The organism is Oleiphilus sp. HI0067 (genome assembly GCF_001635735.1).
On sequence record NZ_LWFI01001740.1, the window covers coordinates 1 to 558 of the forward strand.

At 47.1% G+C, this 558-nt stretch carries 1 protein-coding gene; it reads right to left on the bottom strand.

All coding sequences use genetic code 11. The features are described from left to right. A partial coding sequence (locus A3739_RS30575; RefSeq protein ID WP_197472647.1) for a hypothetical protein occupies positions 1–558 on the bottom strand: 558 nt, incomplete at both ends.

Here is a 558-nt window from a genome sequence, read left to right on the forward strand (position 1 = left end):
CATGGTATTGAATAACTGATTTACAAAGTCACGTTCAAGCTCTAACTCGCGACCTCGTTTTTCGAGTTCACTCGCACGGGTTTCGAGTTGCTCGCGCATGCTTTCTAACTCATCACATAGTCCCGATGCGGTGATACGTAGAATGTCTGCTTCGTCATTGACGAAGCGACTCGCACCCAGTTTATCGAAGTCTTTTTTAGCTTGCGCATAATTGCGGCTAGCCAGCGACGGAAGAATGTTCGTTGTGCGACGCAAGCGTGTCATTGGTCGCCAAAGCACCAAGAGTAATAAGCATTCCGCAACGATAAGACAAATCATCAGCATCCACCGCATGTTGGCAAGCGTGTGTTCAACAATCGCTTTTCCTTCGCTTACATCACGAATAGTTAGCAAGGTATTTTCGCCTAGTTCAAAGCTACGCATGTGGTAGGTTCGATCATTGACCTCAATGAAGTTTTCTTTGGCGCTAAGATCACTAAAGCGCAAGTCCGCTAGAGCTAGATCGATAATGTCGCGCGTTAGGCTTGGGTTAGTCAGCGCAACAAGGTTATGGCTCCA